The organism is Frigidibacter sp. SD6-1 (assembly GCF_030143255.1).
Taxonomy (GTDB): Bacteria; Pseudomonadota; Alphaproteobacteria; order Rhodobacterales; family Rhodobacteraceae; genus TMP-24.
Map to the genome: position 1 here is coordinate 61,909 of NZ_JARJNR010000005.1, position 15,441 is coordinate 77,349.

Consider the following 15,441-nt stretch of genomic DNA (forward strand, 5'->3'; position numbering starts at 1 on the left):
CAAGATACTGCTGCCTGAGCGTCAGAAGTTGATCGTGACGCCGGGCAGCTCCAGTGCCTTCATCAGGTCGCGCACTTCCTGACGCGCCGCGACGTTCGAGATGTTCAGGCTCTCGACCCCCACATCGCGCAGATCGAGAAGCGTCAGGCCGCGCGGGAACAGCTCGCGGAAGATCACCCGTTCCGAAAATCCCGGTGCCACGCGGAATCCGATGCGCTTGGACAGTTGTTCCAGCGCCTCGCCCACCTTCTTCTTGTTGTGCATCTGTTGCGCGCCCAGACGGTTGCGCAGCACGATCCAGTCGATCGGCTTCAGCCCCGCCCGCGCGCGCAATTGCCGCGCCGACCAGACCATCTCCGAATAGATCGAGGGTCCGGTGACGCGGCTCGTATCCGGATCGACCCGTGCCAGAAGGTCAAAGTCGATGAAACTGTCGTTTAACGGCGTGATCAGCGTGTCGGCCAGCGAATGGGCAACCTGGCTCAGCCGCGTGTGGCTGCCGGGGCAGTCGATCACGATGAAATCGCAATCCCGCTCCAGCCCCGCCACCGCTCCGGACAGCCGCCGGTCGAAGGCATTCTCGCCCGGGGCGAGCGCCGCCTGATCCACCTCCGGCAGATCGCGGTAATCGGGCGTCGGCAGGCTCAGGCCTTCCTTGCGCAGATAGGCCAGCCGGTTCTCGACATAGCGCCCGAAACTGCGCTGGCGCAGGTCGAGGTCAAGCGCGCCGACCCGGTGGCCCATGCGGCAAAGCGCGGTCGCCACATGCATGCATGTGGTCGATTTCCCCGACCCGCCCTTTTCGTTTCCCACGACGATGATATGCGCCATGTTCGCCCTTCGCTTGTATCGGCCCCCTCAAGCCAACGCCCGCTCTCTAGGGCCAGACAGCCGCAAAGGAAAGGGTTTTGGCGCCTTTCCCGTAAGGAAATGGGTCTGGTTCGCGCGTTCAGGGGGCGATCAGGGCCTTGATCAGCGCCTGCGCCTCGGGGCCGTCCCAGACCGCGTCACCCATCAGGCGCGCAATTTCCCGGCCTTCGCGATCGACGATCAGGCTGACCGGCAGGCCGAGAACGCCCGAGGCGCGCGAGAAAGTCATGTCCGGATCGCGCAGGATCGGCAGGCGGGTGATGCCTTCCTCGGCAAAAAGCTTTTCGATGGCAGGCAACGGGTTGCGGCCGGTGGCGATGGTGACGACGGCGAACTCCGCGCCGCCAAGCGCTGCATCAAGCCGGTCGAGCGAGGCAAGCTCCGCCCGGCAGGGCGCGCACCAGGTCGCCCAGAAATTCACGAGGATGATCTTGCCGCGGTATTCCTCAAGGCTGCGCGGCGCGTCGGTTTCGTCGATCAGCGCGGCCTCGGGCAAGGGCAGCGGCGCCTCCACCGGAACCAGCCGCGCCATGCCGCCGGTCGCGAAGGGCTGAAGCGCCTCGGCGGGACGGTCCAGCGCCAGTTCCGCGCGGGCTCCGTTTGCACCGAGCGCGAGGGCCGTGTAGAGGACGAACCGGACGAGAAACCGCATGATACCTCCGAAAGGGCCGGCCATGACCGACCAGAAAACCTCGAACGCCGCGAATGCGATGTGGGGCGGGCGTTTCGCCGCCGGGCCGGACGCGATCATGGAGGCGATCAATGCCTCGATCTCGTTCGACCGGCGGCTTTACGCACAGGACATCGCCGGCAGCCGCGCCCATGCCGCGATGCTCGCGGCGCAGGGTATAATCACTGATAAGGACGCCGAGGCGATCGGGGAAGGGCTGCTCACGGTCTTGTCAGAGATCGAGGCGGGAAAGTTCGAATTCAGGACCGCGCTCGAGGACATTCACATGAATGTCGAGGCGCGGCTGAAAGAGGTGATCGGCGAACCGGCCGGGCGGCTGCACACGGCGCGGTCGCGCAATGATCAGGTGGCGACCGATTTCCGCCTCTGGGTGCGCGATCAGTGCGATCAGGCGGACGAGGCGCTCGGCGCGCTCTTGCGGGCGCTTCTCGCGCAGGCAGAGGCAGGCGCCGACTGGGTCATGCCGGGCTTCACCCATCTGCAGACCGCACAGCCGGTAACCTGGGGCCATCACATGATGGCCTATGTCGAGATGTTCGGCCGTGATCGCGGCCGCTTCCGCGATGCGCGGGCGCGGATGAACGAATGCCCGCTGGGTGCGGCGGCGCTGGCGGGCACCGGCTTCCCGATCGACCGGCACATGACGGCCAGGGCGCTCGGCTTCGACCGGCCGATGGCCAATTCGCTCGACGCCGTCTCCGACCGCGACTTTGCGCTGGAATTCCTGTCGGCGGCGTCGATCTGCGCCGTGCATCTGTCGCGCTTCGCCGAAGAGCTGGTGATCTGGTCCTCGGCCCAATTCCGGTTCGTCACGCTGTCCGACCGCTTCTCGACCGGCTCGTCGATCATGCCGCAGAAGAAGAACCCCGATGCAGCCGAACTGATCCGGGCGAAGATCGGGCGCATCCTCGGCTCCACCATTGCGCTCTTCACCGTGATGAAGGGCCTGCCGCTTGCCTATTCGAAGGACATGCAGGAGGACAAGGAACAGGTCTTCGACGCAGCCGACACGCTGATGCTGGCGCTGGCCGCGATGACCGGGATGGTGGGCGACATGGCCGCCAACCGCGACAATCTGGAGCGTGCCGCCGCGTCGGGTTTTTCGACCGCGACCGACCTCGCCGACTGGCTCGTCCGCGAGGCGGGCCTGCCGTTCCGCGAGGCGCATCATGTCACGGGGTCGCTCGTGGCACTGGCTGAAAAGAAAGGTTGCGACCTGCCTGACCTGAGCCTTGCCGAGATGAATTCCGTCCATGGGGGCATCACGCAGGAAATCTATTCGGTGCTCGGCGTCCATAATTCCGTGGCCTCTCGCCAAAGCTACGGCGGCACCGCGCCTTCGCAGGTCCGCGCCCAGATTGCCCGCTGGAAGGATCAGATCGGATGATCTGTTTCAGGTTGAGCGCGCTTCTGCCGATCGCCTGTCTGGCGGCTCTCGCCGCCTGTTCGCAGCCGCGCGCCCATGCCAATGTCCGCCTCACGCCGGACGGGGTGAAGGTCGCCCCGTCGGTCAGGACCAACCTTCTGGGCGTCGGAGTGACGATCTCGCAATGACCAAGAAAATAGCTTCCAGCCTCCTCATCCTCGGCCTTCTCGCCGCCTGCGGCGCGGACGGGCGACCGACGCCCCCCGCGCAAAAGCCGGGCGTCACCATCACCGGCACCGCCAAGGCCGGGATCGTCGGCGGGTCCTGACCGGTCAGCCCTTCACCAAAGGCACGACCCGCGGCGCCTCGGGTGCCGCGATCTCCTCGAAATCGAAATTGTCGAGCCTGCGGGCACGCTTTCCGGCCTTGTCGGCGGAAATCTTGATTTCCTCGATATCCTTCGCCGCCTGACCGAAATGCCGGTCGAGGTTCTGGACCCGGTCGCCCAGCCGTTCGACGTCCGTGTGCAGCAGCGCCAGCTCCTTGCGGATCGCGCCCGCCTGTTCGCGCATCCGCGCATCCTTCAGGATCGCCCGCATCGTGTTCAGCGTCGCCATGCAGGTGGTGGGCGAAACGATCCAGACTTTTGCCGCGAACCCTTCGCGCACCAGTTCGGGGAAATTGGCGTGAAGCTCCGCATAGACCGCCTCTGACGGCAGGAACATCAGCGCGCCGTCGGCGGTTTCGCCCTCGATCAGATAGCGCTCGGCGATGGCCTTGATATGGTTGCGCACCGCGATCCGCATCATGCGTTGCGCCTCGATCAGTTCGGCATTGTTGCCTGCCCGCCGCAGCGCCTCGTAGGCCTCGAGCGGGAACTTCGAATCGATGACGATCGGCCCCGGCGGATTGGGCAGATGGATCAGGCAGTCGGCGCGGCGGCCGTTCGAGAGTGTCGCCTGGAAGGAGTAGGCATCCGACGGCAGCGCCTTGGTGACGATATCGTTCAGCTGGATTTCCCCGAAGGCGCCGCGCGTCTGCTTGTTCGACAATATATCCTGCAGCGACAGCACGTTGCCCGACAGTTTCTCGATATTGGCCTGGGCCTTGTCGATGGTTTCCAGCCGCTGCTGCAACTCACCCAAGGATCGAGCTGTCCGGGTGGCGGTGCCATGTAAGGTTTCGGTCATGCCTCGCGACACATCCGCCAGCCGCGCCTCCATCAATTGCAGTAGCTTCGCCTGCGCGGCGGCCGAGGCCTCGGAGACATGGGTGAGGCCCCCTGCAAGCTGATGCTGGCCGTCGGACAGCGCCTGCACCCTCTGCCCAAGCGTGCCCATGTGATGAAGCAGCGGCTCGGAGAGGCGAGAGGCGCGGGCGGCGGAGCGGAGCGTGAGGAAAAGGAGGGTGAAAAGCGCGAGGAGGAGCGCCGCTCCGACGAGCGCCGCGATCACTTTCGGATCGTCGAAAGAATAGGTCTGGCCGAAGATGGTGATCATGTCCGCCCGAAAAGCCGTTCGATATCGGAAAGCTTCAGTTCCACATAGGTCGGCCGCCCGTGATTGCACTGGCCGGAAAGCGGTGTCGCCTCCATCTCGCGCAGAAGGGCGTTCATCTCCGCCGGCCCCATCTGGCGGCCGGAGCGGATTGAACCATGGCAGGCCATGCGGCTGAGGATCGCGTCGATGCGGGCGCCGAGCGTCCGGCTTTCGCCCGCGTCTGACAGTTCGTCGAGGATGTCGCGCAGCAGAGCCTCGGCCCCGACCGGCCCGAGAATGGCCGGTGTGGCGCGCACCGCAACGGCGTTGCCGCCGAACGGCTCGACGACAAGCCCGAGGCTTTCGAGCGCTGGCGCCTCCTCCATCAGAAGGGCGGCGTCACCCGTCGACAGTTCGACGATCTCGGGGATCAGCAACGCCTGTGCCGCCACGCCGCGCTCGGCCTTCTGGGCCTTCAGCCGCTCGTAGACCAGCCGCTCATGCGCGGCATGCTGATCGACGATCACGATGCCCACCTCGGTCTGGGCGATGATGTAATTCTCGTGTACCTGCGCCCGCGCGGCGCCCAGGGGGCGCGACAGCGGCGCCTCATCGTCCGCCTTCGGCGGCTCTTCGGCCGGTTCGAACCGGGCGGAGGTTTCGGCGAAGCCGGGGGCGAGGGGCGCCTGAAAGGCGAGACTGCGGTCGAGCGTCGCAGCCTTCGGGCGCTCGCTTTGCCAAAGGCGCGGTGCCATGGGTTCCGGCCGCATGACGCCGAGCGTCAGGCCCGCAACCGTCGAGGAGGCGCGGTGCCCGCCTTCGGCCAGCGCATGGCGCAGCGCCGAGACGATCAGCCCGCGCGCGATTCCCGGCTCGCGGAACCGGACCTCGGCCTTCGCCGGATGGACATTCACATCGACGCGCGTCGGATCGAGCGTCAGGAACAGGCAGGCGGCAGGATGGCGGTCGCGGGCGAGAACGTCCTGATAGGCGGCGCGGAGCGCGCCGATCAGCAGCTTGTCCCGCACCGGGCGGCCGTTCACAAAGAGATATTGCTCGACGGCCGCGCCGCGCGAATAGGTCGGAAGCGCCGCATAGCCGGTCAGGTGGATGCCTTCGCGCTCGGCCTCGATCCGCAGCGCATTCTCGGCGAAATCGGCACCGATGAGTGCGCGGAGCCGTAGGCGCAGCGCATCGAAGAGGTCGCCCTGCTCGGCATCGGCGCGGAAGATGAGCCTGCCCTCGCCACTGCCGGAAATATCCCGCAAAGTGAAGGCCACCGCCGGTTCGGCCATGGCGAGGCGCCGGACGACATCGCCGATCGCCTGCGCCTCTGCCCGGTCGCTGCGCAGGAACTTCAGCCGCGCGGGCGTTGCGAAGAAAAGGTCGCGCAGTTCGACCACCGTGCCGCGCGCCAGCGCCGCCGGCCGCACCGGCATCTCGCGGCCGCCATTGACCGCGATTTCCGCCGCCTCGTGCCCCGCCGCGCGTGAGGTCACCTTAAGCCGCCCGACCGCGCCGAGCGACGGCAATGCCTCGCCCCGGAAGCCGAACGTGTGGATGTTCAGAAGGTCCGACCCGTCGATCTTCGATGTCGCGTGCCGCGCGAGCGCAAGCGGCAGGTCCGCCGCCGTCATCCCGCAGCCGTCGTCCGTCACCCGGATCAGGGTCTTGCCGCCATCGGCATAGGCCACGTCCACACGGCCAGCGCCCGCGTCGAGCGCATTCTCAACCAGTTCCTTCACGGCAGAGGCCGGGCGTTCCACCACCTCGCCCGCCGCGATCCGGTTGACCGCAGCTTCGTCAAGCTGGCGGATCACCGGCCGATCTGACGACCGGGAATCGTGCATGTTGGGGTCATGGGCATTCATGCCCCAAGCTTTAGCATGGGCCGGGAGATTCGGCCACGGTTCGTTCCGTCGCCCCGCCGGGGCTCAGTTGGTGCTCTCCAGCCCGACAGGGTGGCCGACAATGGTGAAAGTCAGCTGATCGGGCTTCATCCGTTCCCGCGCCACGCGGTTCACATCGTCAAGCGTCACCGCCTCGATCTTTTCGTTACGGTGCGCGGGATAGTCGATCGGGAATCCGTCCATCTGCATGCCCACGAGAATGCGCGCGATATTGTCATTGCCATCGAAGCGCAGGGGGTAGGAACCGGTCATGTAGGTCTTCGCCGCCTCCAGTTCCGCCTCGGTGATACCGTTCATGGCCACATCGGCCCAGACCTCGCGGATCACCTTCACCGCCTCAGCCGCCTTCTCGTTCGACGAGGCGAGCGAGCCCTGCCAGCTGTCGGCAAGGTCCATGTTCACCAGATCGGTCGAAACGCCATAGGTCAGCCCGCGCTTTTCGCGCACCTCGGTCATCAGCCGCGCGGTGAACCCGCCACCGCCGAGAATCTGGTTCAGCACATAGGCGGGGTAATAGTCCGGATGCGTCCAAGGCACGCCGGGCTGGCCGAACAGGATCACCGATTGCGGCGTGTCGAACGGCACGACCGTAACGCCGCCTGGGAAAGCCGGTGTGACAGGGCCGGGCAGCGGCGCGCCCGTCGCGGGAAGATCGCCGAGAAGTCCGTCGAGAAGCGCGCCGAGTTCTGCCGCCGTGATGTCACCGACGGCCGAGACATAGAGCCGGTCACGCGCCATGGTCGCGGCCTTCGCCGCCAGAAGGTCTTCGCGGGTCAGGGCGGCGGCGCTTTCGGCGGTGCCGAGGTCGGACGAACCATAGGGATGGTCGCCGTACAGCGCCGCATCCATCCTGTCGCGCGCGATGTCCTCGGGCGAGGCGGCCCGAGACTGGATGATCGACTGGATCTGGCCCTTCACGCGGTCGATCGCCTCTTGATCGAAACGCGGGTCTATGAGCGCGCTTTTCAAAAGCGCAACCACATCGTCGCGGTTCTCGGTCAGCATCTGCACCGAGACGGTGACAGCGTCGGCATTGGCATCGAACCCGATCCGCGCCGCCAGCTCCTCGCGCCGTTCGGCGAAACCCTTGGAATCGAGCCCGTCCGCCCCTTCCTCCAGAAGCGCGGCCATCAGCATCACCGCCCCGCGCTTGTCCGGCGCGTCCAGCGAGGTGCCACCCCGGAATCGCAGTTCCAGCGCGGTGAAGGGAATGCCATGTTCCTCGACCAGCCAGGCCTTGATCCCGCCGGGTGAGGTGACCTCCGCGATCTTCACCTCCGCCGCAGCGGGCAGGGCGACGGCGCAGAGAAAAGCTGCGAACAGGAAACGGATCATGGCAGCTTCTCCTCGGCGCCGGTACGCATCGCCCAGCCGGTCACCGCATGGCGGCGGTCCAGCACCTTGCGGGCCACAGTGATCACATCCTCGGCCGTGACATTCTGCAGGACGTCGGGCCAGGCCTCGACATCCGCGATGGTCAGGCCGGAGGTCAGCGCCGACCCGTAATCTTCGGCCAGGTCGCCCACATTGTCGCGCCGGTAGATCAGTTCGGCCTTCATCTGGGTCTTCAGCCGGGCAAATTGCGCCGCGTCGACGCCGGTCTGCAACAGGTCCGCCAGCACCTTGTCCATCGCTTCCTCGACGGTGGCAAGGCTCACGCCCGGCGCGGGCACCGCATAGAGGCCGAAGGTCGTATCGTCGAGCGAGGTCGCGTCATAGCCCGCGCCGGTGGCGACCGCGATCTTCTGGTCGAAGGTCAGCGCCCGCGACAGAAGCGAAGTCTGGGCATTGCCGCCAAGAAGAGCGGCGAGGAAAACCAGCGCCGCCGCCTCGTCCTGCGCGCCGGGATCGCGCTCGGGGGCAAGATAGCGGCGGGTGACATAGGGCTGCGCAATATTGGGGTCGCTGAAGCTCAGTCGCCGCTCGGCAAGCTGCGGCGGTTCGGCCGGGCGGGCGCGTTCGGGGATACCGGCGCTGGGCGCGAGGGGGGCATAGTATTTTTCCGCCAGCGCCTTGACCTCTGCCGGATCGACATCGCCCGCAACGATCAGGATCGCGTTGTTCGGCGCGTAATAGAGCCCGTACCAGTCCAGCGCATCCTGCCGCGACAGCGCCGCCATCTCGGCCCGCCAGCCGATGTTCGGCGTGCCGTAGGGATGGTTGAGATACTGAGCCGCATCCATCTGTTCGGAAAAAAGCGCCTCGGGCGAGGAATCGATCCGTTGTGCGCGCTCCTCCAGGATCACTTCCCGCTCGGTCGCCACATCCTCTTCGGTCAGCGTCAGGTTGCGCATCCGGTCGGCTTCCATCCGCATGACCAGTTCCAGCCGGTCGGCGGCAAGGCGCTGGAAATAGGCGGTCTGGTCGGAAGAGGTGAAGGCATTGTCATAGCCGCCCTGCGCCTCGACGATCTGAGAGAACTGGCCATCGGGAACCGCGTCGGTGCCCTTGAACATGAGATGTTCGAGGAAATGCGCGATTCCGGATTTGCCGCGCTTCTCGTCGGCCGATCCGGCCCGGTACCAGACCATGTGGGTGACGACCGGCGCGCGGTGATCCTCGATCACGACCGCCTGCATCCCATTGTCGAGCGTGAAGGTCGTGACCTCGTCGGCGGTGGCGGCGGTTGCAAGGGCGGCGGGCGCGGCCAGAAGGCCTAGGGCCAGGCCGCAGCTCAGTCGCAGCATGAGGGATCCTCCTGAGTTCCTGCCGTCCGTTCTAAGGGCGAAAGCGGCAAGCTCAAGTCAGGAAATCGTGTCGCCTGTGCACGTTGGCGTTATTCCGCGATCTATTCTGCGTTGCCGACCTCGGCGGGCGGGGCGCCCACGGTCTGCACGCCGCGCGACCGCCAGTAGGCGAGTGCGGCATATTGATCGAGAGACATCGGCTCGTAGGCGCGGAAATAGACGGTCACGTTGAAGATCCGTTCCAGTAGCCGCCCGTCATGGCTCTTGCGCCAGTCAAGGTCTTCGGCGGCGAGCGTCTGGCGGATATTGCCGTCACGCCCGAAGCGCGAGGCGTAGGAGATGAGGCCCAGATTGCCCGCGCCGACCTTCTCGCCCGGCGTCACCGCGTCGGGATTGCCGCCGAGGGCCGCGACCGCGTCGGCCTCGGGCGTGGGATCGGTGATGTTGGTACCGCCCGGCGTCGGCTCCGGCAGGCTTGCCAGGTCTTCCGGCAAGGTCAGGGGCTTCGTCGGCAGAATCGCGAATTCGTCGGGGCTACGCGACTTGTTGCGGAAAGTGATCAGGTCGGGCGTCTTGTCGCGGCCGCAGGCCGACAGCAGGGTCGCAGCCATAAGAGCGCCGCAAACGATGCCTTGTTTCACCCGCATGACCTTCTCCGTCTCAGTACGCGCCTGTCTTAGCCTATCCGATCCCGCCCGTCACGGGGTCTTGTCCTGACGGGAAAAAGCAACGAGTCCGATCGCGCCGAGGAAGATCGCGACATCGGCAAGGTTGAAGGAAAACGGATTGTCGAAACCCGGAAACCCCATGTTGAGAAAGTCGACGACCGCACCATAGGCCAGCCGGTCGATCACATTGCCCATCGCCCCGCCGATGAGAAGCCCGCCCGCGACTTGCACCTTCGCATTGGCCGGCTCGCGCCGCACCCAGCGCCAGACCCAGGCCGATATGGCCAGGGCAAGAAGAATCAGCAGCCAGCGGCCAAGGTCGTGCGACTGGGCGAACAGGCCGAAATTGATCCCTTCGTTCCAGGCCATGCGGAAGTTGAGGAAGGGCGGCAGGACCGGGATTTCGAAGCGGCGTTCCAGGTCGAGCAGATGCAGCATCGAGAGTTTCGAGCCCTGATCGACCGCGAGCGCCGCGAAAAGCGAGGTGAGGAGAAGTCGCATCGCTCAGTGCCGGAAATGCCGCATGCCGGTGAAGACCATGGCGAGGCCGCGTTCGTCGGCCGCAGCGATCACATCGGCATCGCGCATCGATCCGCCGGGCTGAATGATCGCGGTCGCGCCTGCCTCGGCGGCGGCGATCAGACCATCGGCGAAGGGGAAGAAGGCGTCCGAGGCGACGACCGCGCCTTGCGTCAGGGGCGCGGGCAGACCCAAAGCCTCGGCCATGTCCTGGGATTTCCGCGCGGCGATGCGGGTCGAATCGATCCGGCTCATCTGGCCTGCGCCCACACCCACGGTCGCGCCGTCCTTCACATAGACAATGGCGTTCGACTTCACATGCTTGGCGACCTTCCAGGCAAACAGAAGGTCCGCCATTTCCTGCGCCGAGGGCGCGCGTTTGGTCACGACTTTCAGCGCCTCTGGCTCCAGCCAGCCATTGTCGCGGTCCTGCACAAGAAAGCCGCCCGCGACCTGCTTGACCATCAGCCCCGCCGCCGCCGGATCGGCGAGCGCGTCGGTGGTCAGAAGGCGCAGGTTCTTCTTGGCCGCGAATACCTCGCGTGCGGCCTCGTCGGCGCCCGGGGCGATCACGACCTCGGTGAAGATCTGGCAGATTTCCTCGGCCGTCGCGCGGTCCAAGGGCCGGTTCAGCGCCACGATGCCGCCGAAGGCCGACGTGCGGTCGCAGTCATAGGCGCGCCGGTAGGCCTCGATCAGCGAAGCACCTTGGGCCACGCCGCAGGGGTTGGCATGTTTGATGATCGCGCAGGCCGCGCCCTTGGCCGGGTCGAATTCGCTGACCAGTTCATAGGCCGCGTCGGTGTCGTTGATATTGTTGTAGGACAGTTCTTTGCCTTGCCACTGTTTCGCGGTGGCAACGCCGGGACGGTTCGACCCGTCTGTGTAGAAAGCCGCGCCCTGATGGGGGTTCTCGCCATAGCGCAGGCTTTGGGCGAGCGTTCCGGCAAAGGCGCGGGCGGGGGGCGTGGCCTCGCCAACCGCACCGGCCATCCAGTTGGACACGGCAGCGTCATAGGTGGCGGTACGGGCAAAGGCCCGCTGTGCGAGCGACTTGCGGAAGGCAAGCCGCGTCTGGCCCTCGTTCGCCTCCAATTCAGCGAGGAGCGGCGCATAATCCTCGACGCTGGTCACAACGGACACGAACGCATGGTTCTTCGCCGCCGCCCGGATCATCGCCGGGCCGCCGATGTCGATATTCTCGACGCAGGTGGCATAATCGGCGCCGCCCGCAACGGTTTCCTGGAACGGGTAAAGGTTCACCACCAGAAGGTCGATCGGCAGGATGCCATGTTCGGCCATCGCATCGGTATGGTCGGGATTGTCGCGCAGGCCCAGAAGCCCGCCATGCACCATCGGATGCAATGTCTTGACCCGGCCGTCCATCATCTCGGGGAAACCGGTCAGATCCGAGACGTCACGGACCGGAAGGCCCGCCTGCCTGAGAAGATGCGCCGACCCGCCGGTCGACAGAAGCTCCACCCCGCGCGCATGAAGCGCCCGTGCAAGATCGACGAGGCCTGCCTTGTCAAAGACCGACAGGAGGGCGCGTTTCAGCGGGGCAAGGTCGGGGGCTTCGGTCGAGGGGGCTTTGATCACGGCTCAGGTCCCAAAGTCAGGCGCAGACGGTCGTCCGGCTCGGTGTCACGGATGGCCGCGGGCGTATCCTGAGCCTTCGCCAAGGTCCAGCCCAACTGGCAGGCATAATCGAGAACCGTGCCGGAAAGGACGATCTGTTTCGTTGCCCGCGGCTTCAGCCGGCCGACTTCCAGATAGACCGAAGGTTCCAGTCTGAGTTCGCCCACCCCGTCATGGCGGAAGATCCAGATCTCGCCCGACTTCAGCGCCATCGACACGGCGGTGCCGCCAAGGTCGAGCGTCGCATCCACATCGGGGTGGATATGGAAGCGCAGGTCGAAATCGATGCCCTGATAGCGGGTGCGTTCCATGACCTGATCGAAGCGCCGCCGGTCCGGCCCGGTCATTGCACCAAGCGTATCCTCTCCCCTCAGCGCGCGCCCGTCGAGTGATAGCTGCAACTCGCGCAGATGCGTCATGCCATGGGTCGGCGCATAGCCATTGTGCCCGGCCAGAACCCGCATGCCGTCCAGCGTCTGTTCGGCCTGCGCCCAGACCTGTTCGGGCACTTCGTCCAGTTCCGCCCGTGCGCCCGGCCCGTCCTTCTCGACCCCAAGGCGCGAGGAGGAGAAGCCTTTCAGACAAAGGGTGGAATGCGACGGGGTCGCCCGCCCGGCGCGGCGCCATTCGGCACCGAAGGTGGCGCCCGATCCGCAACTGACGACCAGAGGGCGGCGCCCGGAGCAAAGTTCGAAGGCAAGGGTCGATGCGTGCGCGTTGGTGGAGCTGCGGCCCTTCGCGGGCGCGGCGCCGTCAAGGATCAGCGTCGTCCGCCCGCCGGTCAGCCGCACGAACCCCATCGCCATGCCATGCGCGGTGTGGGAGGGCACATGGGCCTCGGCCAGCGCCTGATCCAGAAGGCCCGGCGCGCCGCGCCCGCCGCCATGAAACCGCGCGAGCCCGCCATCGGCATGGCGCAAGGCGCGCAGGGTCGGCGCGATCCGGTCCAACGCGGCGCGATGTCCGTCCGGCACCTTGCGGCCCGCCTCGGTCAGGGCGCGCGCCGCCCAGGAGAGAAGCGTGAAGACCTCCAGCAGTTCTTCGGGGTTGCGGGTCGGGATGCCGCCTTCGGCGTCGATCTCGCGCGCGCATTCGCGGGCCAGCGCGTCAGAGGCGGTGGCGACATGGCGTTCCATCCCGGTCAGCGACAGGCCCGCATAGATGAGCCCGGTCAGCGCCTCGAACCGGGGCAGGCCGGGGCTTGCCACCTTCCAGCGGCGGGCAAGAAAGATCGTCTGCTGGCCGAGGCTGCGGAAATAGGCGCGGGTTTCAAGCTTTTCCCGGCCATTCAACAGAAGGATCGCATGGTTGATCCAGCGGATGAGCCGCCGCCCGGTGAGGTCCGGCGTCCAGCCGGGGCCGGAGCCGCGCCCGTAACGCGCGATCCAGCCGAAGGTCCAGTCCTGCGCCCGTTGGCGCGCGACCGCATCGCCCACCGCCGCCAGATCGTCGAGCCAGGCGAAGCCGTGCAATTCGTCCTCGAACCGGTGATCGGGGATGGCGATATCCCAGATCGCCTTGTCGCGGCTTTCGATCAGGAAACCGGCGAAGAGGAAGTTGCCCGCCGACAATTGCTTGCCCTTGGCATAGGACCCGATCGAGCGCGGCTCCGGCTGGCTGACGAAGCCGGTCGCCGGGCGGGCAAGCGTCGAGAGCCGCGCCGACAGGCGGTGCATCGCCCTCATATAGCTTCCGGGCCTTGCGCCTTTGGTCACGTCCGTCGCCTGCCGCTCGTTTCGTCTGGTCCGGGGGGACGATTCCGTCCCCCGGTTGCGCCGCACCTTAGTTTGCGCGGCGCCCCCTGTCACCTTCGCAAGGCGCTCCGACAGTCATGACCGGCGGAGCAACGCAAGATAGAACCCGTCGATCCCGCCCCGCTCGGGCCAGTAGTCTGGGCGAAGCCTGAGCCCGCCCTCGGTACTTTCCCACGCTGCCTCGATCCCCGGCAGCCTTGTCGCCGCCCGGTCGATGGTGAGGCCGGGATGGCGGGCAAGGGCGGCGTTGATCTGTTTCTCCCCTTCTTCTGGCAGGAGTGAGCAGGTTGCGAACAGGAGCCGTCCGCCCGGGGCAAGCCAGCCCAGTGCGCGATCAAGAAGGGCGGCCTGCAGGGCGAAGATCTCCTTCAGGCCGGCGCTGTCTTTCACGAAGGGCAGGTCGGGATGGCGCCGGATCGTGCCGGTCGCCGAACAGGGCGCGTCGAGGAGGATCGCATCGAACGGCGCCTCGGGCTGCCATTCCAGCGCATCCGCGACGACCGTCCGGGCCGACAGGCCGCAGCGCGCAAGATTTTCCTCAAGCCGCGCCATCCGCGCGGCTGAAAGATCAAGCGCGGTGACCTCCGCCCCGGTCGCCGCCATCTGCATCGTCTTGCCGCCGGGCGCCGCGCAAAGGTCGAGCACATGTTCCCCCGCTCGCGTGCCAAGCGCCCGCGCCGGCAGGGCGGCGGCCGCATCCTGCACCCACCAGTCGCCTGAGGCGAAACCGGGCAGGTCCGACACCTGCACCGGCCCTGTGATCCTGACCGACCCGGTCGGCAGCGCGACACCGCCGACCCGCGCGGCCAGCGCCGCGGCATCGCCGTCCTTCGGCGTCAGGTCGAGCGGCGCGCCCCTGGCATGCGCCGCCTCCATCGCTTGCGTGGCCGCCTTGCCCCAGGCCGACATCAGCCGTCCGCGCAGCCAGCCGGGCAGTTCCTGCGCGGGCTTCGGTGCCAGGCTCTCCGGTGGCAGCGCCGCGACCTTGCGCAGGACCGCATTCACCAGACCCGTGAAACCCTCGGCTTTCCGCCCCGCTGTCCGGGTCAAGGCGACCGCCTCGTTCACCACCCCATGGGCGGCGGCACCTTCAGCGAGGAGTTCACAGGCGGCCAGCCGCAGGATCGCGCGTACTTCCGCAGGCGGGGGCTTGCGGACGAACGTCTTCAGAATCGCGTCGACCGGCCCGAGGTTGCGCAGCGTCGCCAGCGCCAGCCGCTGGGCCCGGGCCCGGCCCGGCCCGTCAAGGGGATCGAGCGCACCCGAGGCAATCTGATCGCTGAGCGCAAGCCGCCCCTCGGTCACGCCAAGCATCAGCCCGACCGCTGCCGCCCTCGCGCTGCACTCCTCATCCCTCGTGTTCTTGACCACGCGCGACCTTTCCCAGACAGATGCTTCGGCCTATATCAGCCCCGACATCCCCACAAGCCGGGAGAGCGGCGATGAGTGACCGAGACGACCTGCCTCCTGCCGCCGCCCGCGCGCTGGCCGAGGCCGAGGCGCGCCGCAGGGCAACCGTCAAGCCCGCCCCGCCCCCCGAACTCGGCGGCCGCGACGGGCCGGAACCGGTCCGTTTCGGCGACTGGGAAAAGAAGGGGATAGCGGTCGATTTCTGACCGGAATTGGCAAGCGGTCCGCGGGTCGGCACGTATGGCCGCTTCGCCCCGGTTGCGAGGATCGCCCGACCTACGGCAGGGGCCCTATGGCCACTGAGGCTGTCAATCACGACGATGGTGTGCGGACGCAGTTCGGCGACCGGCGCCTTCTCGACAAGCAAGCGGCAGCACTCGCCCTTGACCGGCGCGTCGATGAGCCATGGCACTGTCAGAGGTCATGCTGTCCGCCACCGTCTCGCCTCCT

The 15,441-nt window shown here is 66.9% G+C and carries 15 protein-coding genes; 4 read left to right on the plus strand and 11 right to left on the minus strand.

Translation table 11 applies throughout. The annotated features are described in order from the left end of the window. Positions 1–21: 21 nt before the first annotated feature. Both P0645_RS10505 and P0645_RS10510 read right to left on the minus strand, forming a co-directional pair. Positions 22–831: a division plane positioning ATPase MipZ gene (locus P0645_RS10505; RefSeq protein WP_284164532.1), complete on the minus strand. Its 810-nt coding sequence runs from the start codon at positions 829–831 to the stop codon at positions 22–24. Between the two features lie 118 nt (positions 832–949). Then, positions 950–1,522 carry a TlpA family protein disulfide reductase gene (locus P0645_RS10510; protein WP_284164533.1) on the minus strand — a complete coding sequence of 191 codons (573 nt, stop codon included), beginning with the start codon at positions 1,520–1,522 and terminating at the stop codon, positions 950–952. A 22-nt stretch (positions 1,523–1,544) separates the two neighbouring features. Between P0645_RS10510 and argH the strand changes: the two genes are divergently transcribed. Genes argH through P0645_RS10525 form a run of 3 tightly spaced genes read left to right on the plus strand, consistent with a single transcriptional unit; the run spans position 1,545 to position 3,255 of the window. Further along, entirely contained in the window at positions 1,545–2,948 is a 1,404-nt protein-coding gene (argH, locus tag P0645_RS10515) for an argininosuccinate lyase (RefSeq protein ID WP_284164534.1), read from the plus strand. Beyond that, positions 2,945–3,115: a hypothetical protein gene (locus P0645_RS10520; RefSeq protein ID WP_267635021.1), complete on the plus strand. Its 171-nt coding sequence runs from the start codon at positions 2,945–2,947 to the stop codon at positions 3,113–3,115. Before argH ends, P0645_RS10520 begins: the two co-directional genes overlap by 4 nt. After that, positions 3,112–3,255, plus strand: coding sequence for a hypothetical protein (locus tag P0645_RS10525; protein WP_284164535.1), 144 nt, complete (start codon positions 3,112–3,114; stop codon positions 3,253–3,255). The genes P0645_RS10520 and P0645_RS10525 overlap by 4 nt, the downstream gene beginning before the upstream one ends. Before the next feature lie 4 nt (positions 3,256–3,259). On the opposite strand, the gene P0645_RS10530 is transcribed toward P0645_RS10525, so the two are convergent. The 9 genes from P0645_RS10530 to P0645_RS10570 form a co-directional block, all read right to left on the minus strand. Next, positions 3,260–4,426, minus strand: coding sequence for a DNA recombination protein RmuC (locus tag P0645_RS10530; RefSeq protein ID WP_284164536.1), 1,167 nt, complete (start codon positions 4,424–4,426; stop codon positions 3,260–3,262). Then, positions 4,423–6,276 carry a DNA mismatch repair endonuclease MutL gene (gene mutL, locus P0645_RS10535; RefSeq protein ID WP_284164537.1) on the minus strand — a complete coding sequence of 618 codons (1,854 nt, stop codon included), beginning with the start codon at positions 6,274–6,276 and terminating at the stop codon, positions 4,423–4,425. Before mutL ends, P0645_RS10530 begins: the two co-directional genes overlap by 4 nt. Positions 6,277–6,339: 63 nt before the next feature. Then, on the minus strand, positions 6,340–7,650 hold the full coding sequence (locus P0645_RS10540) for a M16 family metallopeptidase (protein WP_284164538.1): 1,311 nt from the start codon (positions 7,648–7,650) through the stop codon (positions 6,340–6,342). Further along, on the minus strand, positions 7,647–9,002 hold the full coding sequence (locus tag P0645_RS10545) for a M16 family metallopeptidase (RefSeq protein ID WP_284164539.1): 1,356 nt from the start codon (positions 9,000–9,002) through the stop codon (positions 7,647–7,649). Before P0645_RS10545 ends, P0645_RS10540 begins: the two co-directional genes overlap by 4 nt. 101 nt (positions 9,003–9,103) lie before the next feature. Next, positions 9,104–9,649: a DUF3035 domain-containing protein gene (locus P0645_RS10550; RefSeq protein ID WP_284164540.1), complete on the minus strand. Its 546-nt coding sequence runs from the start codon at positions 9,647–9,649 to the stop codon at positions 9,104–9,106. Between the two features lie 51 nt (positions 9,650–9,700). Beyond that, a complete protein-coding gene (gene lspA, locus P0645_RS10555) occupies positions 9,701–10,171 on the minus strand; it encodes a signal peptidase II (RefSeq protein WP_284164541.1) in 471 nt (156 codons plus the stop codon). Between the two features lie 3 nt (positions 10,172–10,174). Further along, positions 10,175–11,788 (minus strand): bifunctional phosphoribosylaminoimidazolecarboxamide formyltransferase/IMP cyclohydrolase, encoded by a 1,614-nt coding sequence (gene purH, locus P0645_RS10560; RefSeq protein ID WP_284164542.1) that lies wholly within the window; start codon positions 11,786–11,788, stop codon positions 10,175–10,177. Beyond that, complete coding sequence (locus tag P0645_RS10565) at positions 11,785–13,503, minus strand: heparinase II/III family protein (RefSeq protein ID WP_284164821.1); 1,719 nt, start codon at positions 13,501–13,503, stop codon at positions 11,785–11,787. Before P0645_RS10565 ends, purH begins: the two co-directional genes overlap by 4 nt. A 153-nt stretch (positions 13,504–13,656) precedes the next feature. Continuing rightward, the gene (locus P0645_RS10570) at positions 13,657–14,952 is read right to left on the minus strand and encodes an RsmB/NOP family class I SAM-dependent RNA methyltransferase (protein ID WP_284164543.1); all 1,296 of its coding nucleotides are present in this window, start codon (positions 14,950–14,952) and stop codon (positions 13,657–13,659) included. 71 nt (positions 14,953–15,023) lie between these two features. Between P0645_RS10570 and P0645_RS10575 the strand changes: the two genes are divergently transcribed. Then, complete coding sequence (locus P0645_RS10575) at positions 15,024–15,197, plus strand: DUF1674 domain-containing protein (protein WP_284164544.1); 174 nt, start codon at positions 15,024–15,026, stop codon at positions 15,195–15,197. Positions 15,198–15,441: the final 244 nt, after the last annotated feature.

What these genes read in the sequence shown, in the direction of transcription:
- P0645_RS10505 (WP_284164532.1), bottom strand. Translation starts at nt 831, where the DNA reads ATGGCGCATATCATCGTCGTGGGAAACGAAAAGGGCGGGTCGGGGAAA.
- P0645_RS10510 (WP_284164533.1), bottom strand. Translation starts at nt 1,522, where the DNA reads ATGCGGTTTCTCGTCCGGTTCGTCCTCTACACGGCCCTCGCGCTCGGT.
- argH (WP_284164534.1), top strand. Translation starts at nt 1,545, where the DNA reads ATGACCGACCAGAAAACCTCGAACGCCGCGAATGCGATGTGGGGCGGG.
- P0645_RS10520 (WP_267635021.1), top strand. Translation starts at nt 2,945, where the DNA reads ATGATCTGTTTCAGGTTGAGCGCGCTTCTGCCGATCGCCTGTCTGGCG.
- P0645_RS10525 (WP_284164535.1), top strand. Translation starts at nt 3,112, where the DNA reads ATGACCAAGAAAATAGCTTCCAGCCTCCTCATCCTCGGCCTTCTCGCC.
- P0645_RS10530 (WP_284164536.1), bottom strand. Translation starts at nt 4,426, where the DNA reads ATGATCACCATCTTCGGCCAGACCTATTCTTTCGACGATCCGAAAGTG.
- mutL (WP_284164537.1), bottom strand. Translation starts at nt 6,276, where the DNA reads ATGAATGCCCATGACCCCAACATGCACGATTCCCGGTCGTCAGATCGG.
- P0645_RS10540 (WP_284164538.1), bottom strand. Translation starts at nt 7,650, where the DNA reads ATGATCCGTTTCCTGTTCGCAGCTTTTCTCTGCGCCGTCGCCCTGCCC.
- P0645_RS10545 (WP_284164539.1), bottom strand. Translation starts at nt 9,002, where the DNA reads ATGCTGCGACTGAGCTGCGGCCTGGCCCTAGGCCTTCTGGCCGCGCCC.
- P0645_RS10550 (WP_284164540.1), bottom strand. Translation starts at nt 9,649, where the DNA reads ATGCGGGTGAAACAAGGCATCGTTTGCGGCGCTCTTATGGCTGCGACC.
- lspA (WP_284164541.1), bottom strand. Translation starts at nt 10,171, where the DNA reads ATGCGACTTCTCCTCACCTCGCTTTTCGCGGCGCTCGCGGTCGATCAG.
- P0645_RS10565 (WP_284164821.1), bottom strand. Translation starts at nt 13,503, where the DNA reads ATGCACCGCCTGTCGGCGCGGCTCTCGACGCTTGCCCGCCCGGCGACC.
- P0645_RS10575 (WP_284164544.1), top strand. Translation starts at nt 15,024, where the DNA reads ATGAGTGACCGAGACGACCTGCCTCCTGCCGCCGCCCGCGCGCTGGCC.